The organism is Streptomyces sp. NPDC050625 (genome assembly GCF_040654755.1).
Lineage (GTDB): Bacteria > Actinomycetota > Actinomycetes > Streptomycetales > Streptomycetaceae > Streptomyces.
On the sequence record NZ_JBFAIQ010000083.1, the window covers coordinates 1 to 7,885 of the forward strand.

The following is a 7,885-nucleotide window of genomic DNA, read 5'->3' on the forward strand; positions in this document are numbered from 1 at the left end:
CCCGCCGCCGCCGACGGGTATTTGCACCCCGCCGCCCGCGCGCTGCGGCGCGCGGACGCCACCGGCATCGGCCGCGCGAAGTGGCCGGCGGTCTTTCCCGACGCGGGCCAGGGCCTGGCCCCGGCGTTCGCCACCGCTCGCTTTCGCATCCAGGCCGCGATCGCCCGCCGCGCCGGCAGTCCCAACAAGGCGGTGGTCCATCTGGTGTGGGCCGGCGCCGACCGCGGCGGCACCTACACCGACGGCCGCATCACCGACTGGCACTTCACCCGCACCACCTCAAAGAAGGGAGTGTCTACGTGGACTCCGTTGTCCCCTACCTGAGCGACCGGGCCGAGCAACGAGCAGCCGGCCCCGGACTCGGCCTGCTGACCAGCATCGTCCACACGGTCGGCTGGCTGGTCACCCACTGGTGGCTCCCGGCCGCGGCGATCATCGCGGTGTGGGCCGCAAGCGAGCTGGCGGTGCGCCATCTGGCACGCAAGGCCTCGGCCGAGCGGATGGCCCTCGAACTCGTCCCCGCCCGGCACTTCGATCCCAGCCTCGAAGAAATCTTCCGGCGCGGCGTCCAACTCGCCCGCGCGTCCACCAGCATGCCATGGTGGGCGCCCCGCCGCACGAAGACCGTACAGATCCGCCTGCGCGCCGACGGCACCGCACCGCTGCGCTACCGCATCGAGGGCCCCGCCGGCGGCGAACGCCTGCTGTCCATCACCCCGTTCGGACCCGACGTCACCGTCAACCGGGCCCGGCCGATCACCGACAAGCCCCGTGAGCATACGGTGCGGGCGGAGTTCATCCTCCGCGGCAAGCCCAGCGCCCCCCTGCGCGAGGTCCCCCTCGTCCCGGACCCGCTGCAGCCTCTGATCGACGCCGTCTGCGACCTGCAGGCCGAGCTGGGCGACCTGGCGGAGGTCCGGCTCGACCTCCAGCGCGCCCCCAAATGGGTGCTGCGCACGCGGCGCCTGCACCTGATGAGTGCAGCCCGCCGGACAGAGCGGCGCGAAGCACAGCGCACGGCCCGCTGGCTGCGGCAGGACGCCAGCGGCATCGAGGACTCCCTGGGCTTTCAACTGCAGCAGCTCCTCCGTGACCACCCCGGCTCGGGCAACAGCCGACGGCTGGTCATGCCGCCGGTGCCGCGCCGGGTGGAACCGGCCGAAGCGCTGGGCAAGCTCGCCGAGGACGACCACCTCGTCCGGGTCCAGCTCCTGGTGATGTGCGCCTCGAACACCCAGGGCCGCGCCGAGGCCCGGCTCGCCCAACTCCAGGCCGCCCTCGATGTATTCGGCGGCCACTCCCGGTGGGCGATGCGCGGCTGGCGGATCGGCCCGTGGCGTGTGGGTGCCGACCGGTGGCCCAGCCGGCACGGTTTCGAGCGCCGCTGGGACCTGGGGCACTGCCAGCCGCCCCGCGCGAACTGGATCCGTCTGGACGAGGTCACCGGTCTGCTCAAGCCGCCCACCGTCAACTGCCGGCTGCCGCTGCTCGCAGCAGACCTGCCGGCCTTCGAATTCGCCAACCCCGAGCTCTTGCTGCAGGGCATCTACCGCGCACCGGACGGACGCCGGCGCATGGTCGCCACCTACGCGCACGAGACGCTGTTCGAGGTGGGGGTGGGCAAGGCGGGCGGCGGCAAGACCGAACGCGCCCTCGCGCAGGCGATCGGCTGGGCCCACGCCGGCGGCGGACTGATGTTCCTCGACCCGCACCGCGACTCCTGGCCCCGCGCCCTGCCCTTCCTCGCCCACGACCACCTCCTGCCACGCATCGCACTGATCGACCTCAACGCCCTCGGCCGGGCCCCCAGGGTCAGTTCGTGGAATCCGCTCGGCATGCACCAGGGCCAGGCCGTGCACGAGGTGGTCGAAGCGGCCTGCGACGGCTTCGCCGCAGCCCTCGGCTGGGACGATGCCACCGCACCCCGCGCCCTGACGATCCTCACCCACGCCCTGACCGTCGTGGCCGCCGTCAACGCGGCCGCCTGCCAGGCCGGGCGGCCCGAAGACCAGATGACGCTGTTCCATGTGCGGGCACTGCTGACCGACCCCCACGTGCGCAGCCTGGCGCTTGCCGCCGTGTCCGGCCGGCTCGACGAGGAAACGCTGTCCTGGTGGCAGACCGTCTATCCGTCGCTGCCCGTCGATGCGTTCGGTGTCGTCCTCAACCCGATCGCCCGCCTCGCCGCCAACCCCATCACCCGCGCCTTCCTGGGCCAGCCGGTCGGCGTCTACAACATCCGATGGGCGATGGACCACCAAAAGATCGTGTGGGTCTGCCCGGGCGGCAGCGGGCCCACCGACCGGCTCCTGACCGCGCTCCTCGCCCGCGACCTGCTGCGCGCCGTGCGCTCCCGCCGCGACACCCCCGAACACCAACGCGTGCCGTTCCGCCCCTACTTCGACGAGCTGATCACCCTCACCGGCGCCGCCCCGGAGACGATCGCAGCAATGTTCGAGGACTTCCGCAAGTACAAGGTCCACGTCCACGGCATGACCCAACTGCTGGCCCGCCTCCCGGCCGCGGTGCGGCTGTCACTCGTGCAGAACGCCTCCACGCTCGCCACCGCCGCCGGATCGCAGTCCGCGATCGCCCCGATCACCACCGAGTGGGGCGACAACCCCAGCCCCGACCACGTCGCCGCACTGGACCGCTACGAGCACTACATGTCGCTGACGGTCGACGGCCGACGCATCGGACCCGTCCGCATCACCGGCCCCCACCTCGACGACATCTTCACCAACCACACCCGCCCACGGCAGGTCCCCGCACTGGAATGCGCCGCCCGGGCGAACGCCGGAGCCCTCCCGCTGGACCAGCTCACCGACCGCGCCGCAAAACAGCTCAGCCGCGTCACCGGCTTCCTCACCCAGCACACCCCCGCCACCCGTCCGTCCGTAAACCTGCAGAAAGAGACGGAATACCTATGACCACCACCCCGCCCACCGCCGACACCACCGGCACCCACAGCACAACCCGCGCCCGCGCCGACGCCGATGGCGGCTCCGACGGCGGCCCGAGCGGCACCACCCCCAGCGCGCCGATCGAGCATGCAGACGCGATACAGGACGTCACCGGCGCCCTGGGCAGCGCGCAGACCTGGCAGCCGAGCCCTCACGAGTGGCTCCCGCAGCGGCTGCTGACCGCGCTCGCCCAGCACCGCATGGCCACCACCGCTCAACTCCACGCGATGCTCAGGCCCGAAGTCACCCGGCAGACAATCAGCACGCCGCTGAACCGGCTCCGCGACAAAGGCTTCGTCGACTTCGTCGTACTGCCACGCTCCCAGCGCACCCGCGCCTGGTACCTCACCACCGACGGCGTCCGCTTCACCCGCGACCACCCCGCCCTGCGCGGCCGACCCCCGTATCCGATCACGTCCGCCACCGCCGCCTCCCTCAAAACCCCCCACACCCTCACCGTGGTCCGCACCCACCTCGCCTTCGCCGCCGACGCCCGCGAACGCGGCGACGAACACGGCCCCCTCGACTGGACACCCGAGGTCTGTCACCCCATCGGCGAAAACACCCGCCTGACCGCCGACGCCGTCCTGCACTACACCCTCACCAGCACGGGGCAGCGCACGAAACTGCGGGCGTTCATCGAAGTCGACCGGAGCACCATGTCCAGCGAACGCCTTGCCGCGAAACTGATCGACTACGCGCGGCTGTGGTCCTACGAACCCCAGCCGGTAGGCCGCCAGCACGCCCGCAAGCCGGCCGGCTCGAGCCCGCTGTGGCTGCGCTGGTATCCCGTCTTCCCCCGCGTCCTGTTCGTCCTGACCGGAGCCCCACGCCACCGCCTGGAACACCGCATCAGCGATCTGAAGGCCATGACCGCCCAGCACCCCCATGTCGCCGCCCTCGGCCGCTACGTCCCCCTCGCCGCAGCCCTCCTCGACGACCTCGAACACCACCGGCCCACCGGCGACGTGTGGGTCCCCCTCGCCGGAGGCGAACCCCGCCCCTGGACTGACCTGTGACGCGCCGGCGCAGCACCCTCGCTGCAGCAGGGGGCATCGGGCATCACACCTCGCGTGCGGGGTCGGTTCAGTGCTTGCGCAGGCCGCGCTCCGCCGGGTACAGGGCAGCCCCGGCAGGGATACTCACCGGGGACCGTGCACTGAGGCTGACCGTACGGCGCCGGATGCATCGGCTACCAAAGCGGCGACCCGTACGGTCGCGCCCACCATCAAGCGCCGCGACGCATGCGCCTCGGCTTGCACAGGGCGCGGACCACCGCCAGCCACAGGGCACCGCATCCAGACGAGCCAAGGCCTGCACACCGCCGGTCTGCGTGCCGGTCTCCTCGGCGGTCATGCGCCGCCCGTCCTCGGGCACAGGGGCCTCGATCGAGCGGGTCACGACAGCAGTTCCTCAACTTCCCCAAACCCCTTGAGATTTGCCTACGCGAATGTTTACCATCGCATGACAAGTGCACCGTGCACGCCCGGAAAACTCTGCCACGGAAGCAATGGAAGGGGACCAGCGATGCGTCATGCCGCTAGTCGAATTCGCACAACAGAAGACTTATCCGGCCCGGTGTGGCCTGCCTGCGCCGTGGACGTGGCGTGCATCGGAGACGCGTGGGTGGCCACCGCCGCCGGCGAGTTCGACGTGGACGACCTCACCCTGGTACGCAGCCAGTTCCCCCGCCGGCGCGTCACCCTCGACGGCGACGTCATCACCGTCTGGCCTCGCCCCACCACCGCCCGATGACACGCGACGATCCGCTCGTCCCCCGGCGCCCCGAGCGGCGTGGCAGACGCCGCCGCGACGCGGGCGCGGACCACCGCCAGTGCGGCAGCCGGCGCACCGGCCTCTTCCGCGCCCGGCCCCACCCCCGCGACGACGACGCACCACGGCCCCACCCCCACGTGCCCGTACGCTCCGCCCTCCGTCCGCCCGGCTCACGGAAAGGATGCACGGTCATGACCTTCTGGCCCCGGACGGCCTTGCGCTTACGGCTGGCCACGCTGACGATCTCAGCAGTGCTGACGCTGACAACGGCCGGCTGTTCGGGCGGCAGCACGCCGCAGGAGCGCACCGTGGCGGCGTCCTCCGCCTCACCGGCGCACGGCTCGGCGCCGCGCACCCAGCAGGGACAGCCGGAGGTGCCGCCAGCCGTCCTCAAAGGCCAGCACCATCTGCAGCTGACCCTCACCTCAGCCCGCAGGACAGCCGGGGTCGTCACCGTCCGCGGCCGGCTGAAGAACACGGGTACCGACCTGGTCGTCGTCCCCGCCGAACTGCGGGGCAATGAAACCGCTGTCCTCAAGAACGGCCCCTCCCTGGCCGGAGCCACCCTCGTCGACTTCACCGGCGGCAAGCGCTACTACGTCCTGCGCGACACCGACGCACGCCCCCTCACCACCACCGGCCTGTCCCAACTCAACGGCCGCGAAAGCGTCGCCGTGTTCATGCAGTTCCCCGCACCACCCACCAGCACCACAACCGTCGACTTCGAACTACCCCTGTTCGAGTCCACGACCCTCACCCTCTCCCGGTGAACCCCGCCATGTCCCCCCTCCAAACCCGCCTGGCGGCCTGGCTCGCTGTCCTGCCCGCACTCGCCAGCCTGCTCATCGCAGCCGACATCTTCCACCCCGCCCCCACCACGGCCTGTGCCTGCACACGCGATACCGCCGCCTCCCCGCCCCCCGCCCCAGACCTCTCCACACCCTCCCTCGCCCTGCGCCCCGGCGCACACCTCGCCGACCCGAAAATCCTGTCCCTCACCTCCCCGTCCCCCGCACTGCGCCAAGCCGTCCAAGACCTCACCGGAACAGCACCCGGCCACAGCCAACAGCCCGGCAGCACATCTCCCGGCGGCAGCACCCGCACCCCCGCCACCCACACACCCGGGCACGCCTCATCCCACCCCGCCGCCTCGGCCATCCCGCCCAGCCGCACCCCCGCCCAAGGCGACAGCACACCAACCGGGCAGCCCAGCGCGAGCGCCTTCCCATCCGCCACACTCCAGCCGTCCAGCCCCGCCACGGCCTCCACCGCCACCAGCACCGCTACATCCCGCCCACCACAATCGCCCCAGACCGGGCACTTCACACTGGCTCAAGTCCTGGGCGCCGCCGCACTCCTCGCCGCTACCCTCACCGGTGCCCTCGCAACCCGGCGAATCCTGCGGCGACACCACCGCAAGCACGGCGCGACGCCCGACCACGCCACTCACGCATCAAACCCTCCACCCCTGCTGCGCTCTGCCAGCGAACCCGACAGCACGGCCCGACTGGACCTCGCCCTGCGCACCCTCGCCCACCACGCTGCGCAAGAAGAGAACGGCAAGCTGCCCGCCGTGCGCGCTGTCCGCGTCGGCTCCCGTACGCTGCAGGTCCTGCCGGACGATCCCGCCGAAGGCCCCCGCCCCCCGTTCACGCCGGGGGTTGCACAGGGGTGGTGGGAGCTGCCCGCCGACGCCCAACTCCTGGCCCCCGAACCGGCCCACCAGGTCCCCGCTCCCTACCCGGCCCTCATCACCATCGGCCACGCCAGCGACGACGCCCTCGTCCTGGTCAACCTCGCCCACATCCCCGCACTCCTACTCGAGGGCGACCCGGTGCGCATCGCGCAGGTGTGCACCTGCCTGGCTCTGGAACATGCGATGAGCCCCTGGGCCGACGGCGCCGATATTCTCGCCATCGGCTTCGGCGAGACACTGCCCCACCTGCTGCCCGACAGCGGTATCAGCCACACCCGCCATCCAGCCCGGGCACTGCAGGAGCTGACCGAACGGCTGTTGGAAGCGCACCAACACCCTGGCCTCCCCCACCGGCCCTGCCTCATCCTGTCCGCCACCGCGCTCGACACGGACACCGTCCACCAGGTCGCCGACCTCATCGAAGGAACCCGTACCGTCCCGGTCACACTCATCGCGCCCGCCTCCACGGCCCGGGCCCTCTTCCCCCACGCCGTCATCCTCAACGCCGCCGACAGCCAGCCCCAGCACCTCGACCTCATCGGCGCCGACATCACCCTCCAGCGCGTCGACGACACCGCCTACGCACAGATCACCACCGCCCTCGCCCACACCCGCCAGCCCCCAAAACCGGCGACGGCAACCGACGAACCGTCTCCGCAGACGACAACCGGCCTGTCCAGGCGGGACGTTGCACACCCAGCCGGCCATGCAGCACGAGCCGAGGCAGCCTCCGTCGAGACACCGGGCCACGACGACGGCCGCGCCGGTACGCCCAGCCAGCTACCTGTCCCGGCCCCGGGTGCAGGCAGCGACGACGCGGTGTTCGCGGCCCTACTCGCCGCCGAACCCGAACGACCCCCACACCCTCGTCATGCCGCCGTCCACCAAAGTCCGGCCAGCAGCCACGACGGGGCGCCCAGCGGCACACCGCCTCAGGCCCACCGCCCGCCTGCCCAAGACAGGGACCACAGGCTCACGGGCGTGGCCGCGCCAGCCGGCATCGGTGACCCGCACGCGCCCGAAATCCGCGTCCTCGGCCCCCTCGACGTCGACGGCGTCCCCCACACCGGGCACGGCCCCAAAACCGCACAGCTCGCCGCGCTGATGTATTTCCGGCCCGGCCGCACCGCCGACGCCCTCTGCACCGACATGGACCCCACCACCCCCTGGACCGCTACCACCCTCAATGCCCGCCTTCACCAACTACGTCGCGCGCTCGGCAACACCCCCGAAGGCCAGCCGTACGTCCCCCGCCGCACCAACGCCGACGACCCCTACCGCCTCCACCCCGACATCCGCTGCGACTGGACCGCCTTCCGACACCTCACCCAACACACCCTGACGGAAGAAGAGAATGTTTGTAAGCACGTGATTGGGCTCCAGTGCACGGATGAAAAGTGGCTCCGGGTGTACGGAGTTGATCTGGCTCCACTCCGGTGAGGTGGCCTCC

General features: G+C 71.6%; 5 protein-coding genes and 1 pseudogene. All 6 read left to right on the plus strand.

Annotated features, from left to right (window positions below; genetic code table 11):
• Positions 1 to 324, plus strand: a pseudogene (locus tag AB0I54_RS47595) (hypothetical protein); the annotation flags it as partial.
• Positions 300 to 2,930, plus strand: a complete 2,631-nt coding sequence (locus AB0I54_RS47600; protein ID WP_363302659.1) for an ATP/GTP-binding protein — start codon at positions 300 to 302, stop codon at positions 2,928 to 2,930. The pseudogene AB0I54_RS47595 and the gene AB0I54_RS47600, both read left to right, overlap by 25 nt.
• On the plus strand, positions 2,927 to 3,982 hold the full coding sequence (locus AB0I54_RS47605) for a replication-relaxation family protein (protein WP_363302660.1): 1,056 nt from the start codon (positions 2,927 to 2,929) through the stop codon (positions 3,980 to 3,982). Before AB0I54_RS47600 ends, AB0I54_RS47605 begins: the two co-directional genes overlap by 4 nt.
• Before the next feature lie 607 nt (positions 3,983 to 4,589).
• Positions 4,590 to 4,718: a hypothetical protein gene (locus tag AB0I54_RS47610; RefSeq protein WP_363302661.1), complete on the plus strand. Its 129-nt coding sequence runs from the start codon at positions 4,590 to 4,592 to the stop codon at positions 4,716 to 4,718.
• Positions 4,719 to 4,930: 212 nt separating this feature from the next.
• On the plus strand, positions 4,931 to 5,509 hold the full coding sequence (locus AB0I54_RS47615) for a hypothetical protein (protein ID WP_363302662.1): 579 nt from the start codon (positions 4,931 to 4,933) through the stop codon (positions 5,507 to 5,509).
• A gap of 8 nt (positions 5,510 to 5,517) precedes the next feature.
• Entirely contained in the window at positions 5,518 to 7,875 is a 2,358-nt protein-coding gene (locus AB0I54_RS47620; protein ID WP_363302663.1) for a hypothetical protein, read from the plus strand.
• Positions 7,876 to 7,885: the final 10 nt, after the last annotated feature.

Excerpts from the sequence above, each read along its gene's own strand:
- AB0I54_RS47620 (WP_363302663.1), top strand. The coding sequence starts at position 5,518 with ATGTCCCCCCTCCAAACCCGCCTGGCGGCCTGGCTCGCTGTCCTGCCC.
- AB0I54_RS47605 (WP_363302660.1), top strand. The coding sequence starts at position 2,927 with ATGACCACCACCCCGCCCACCGCCGACACCACCGGCACCCACAGCACA.
- AB0I54_RS47615 (WP_363302662.1), top strand. The coding sequence starts at position 4,931 with ATGACCTTCTGGCCCCGGACGGCCTTGCGCTTACGGCTGGCCACGCTG.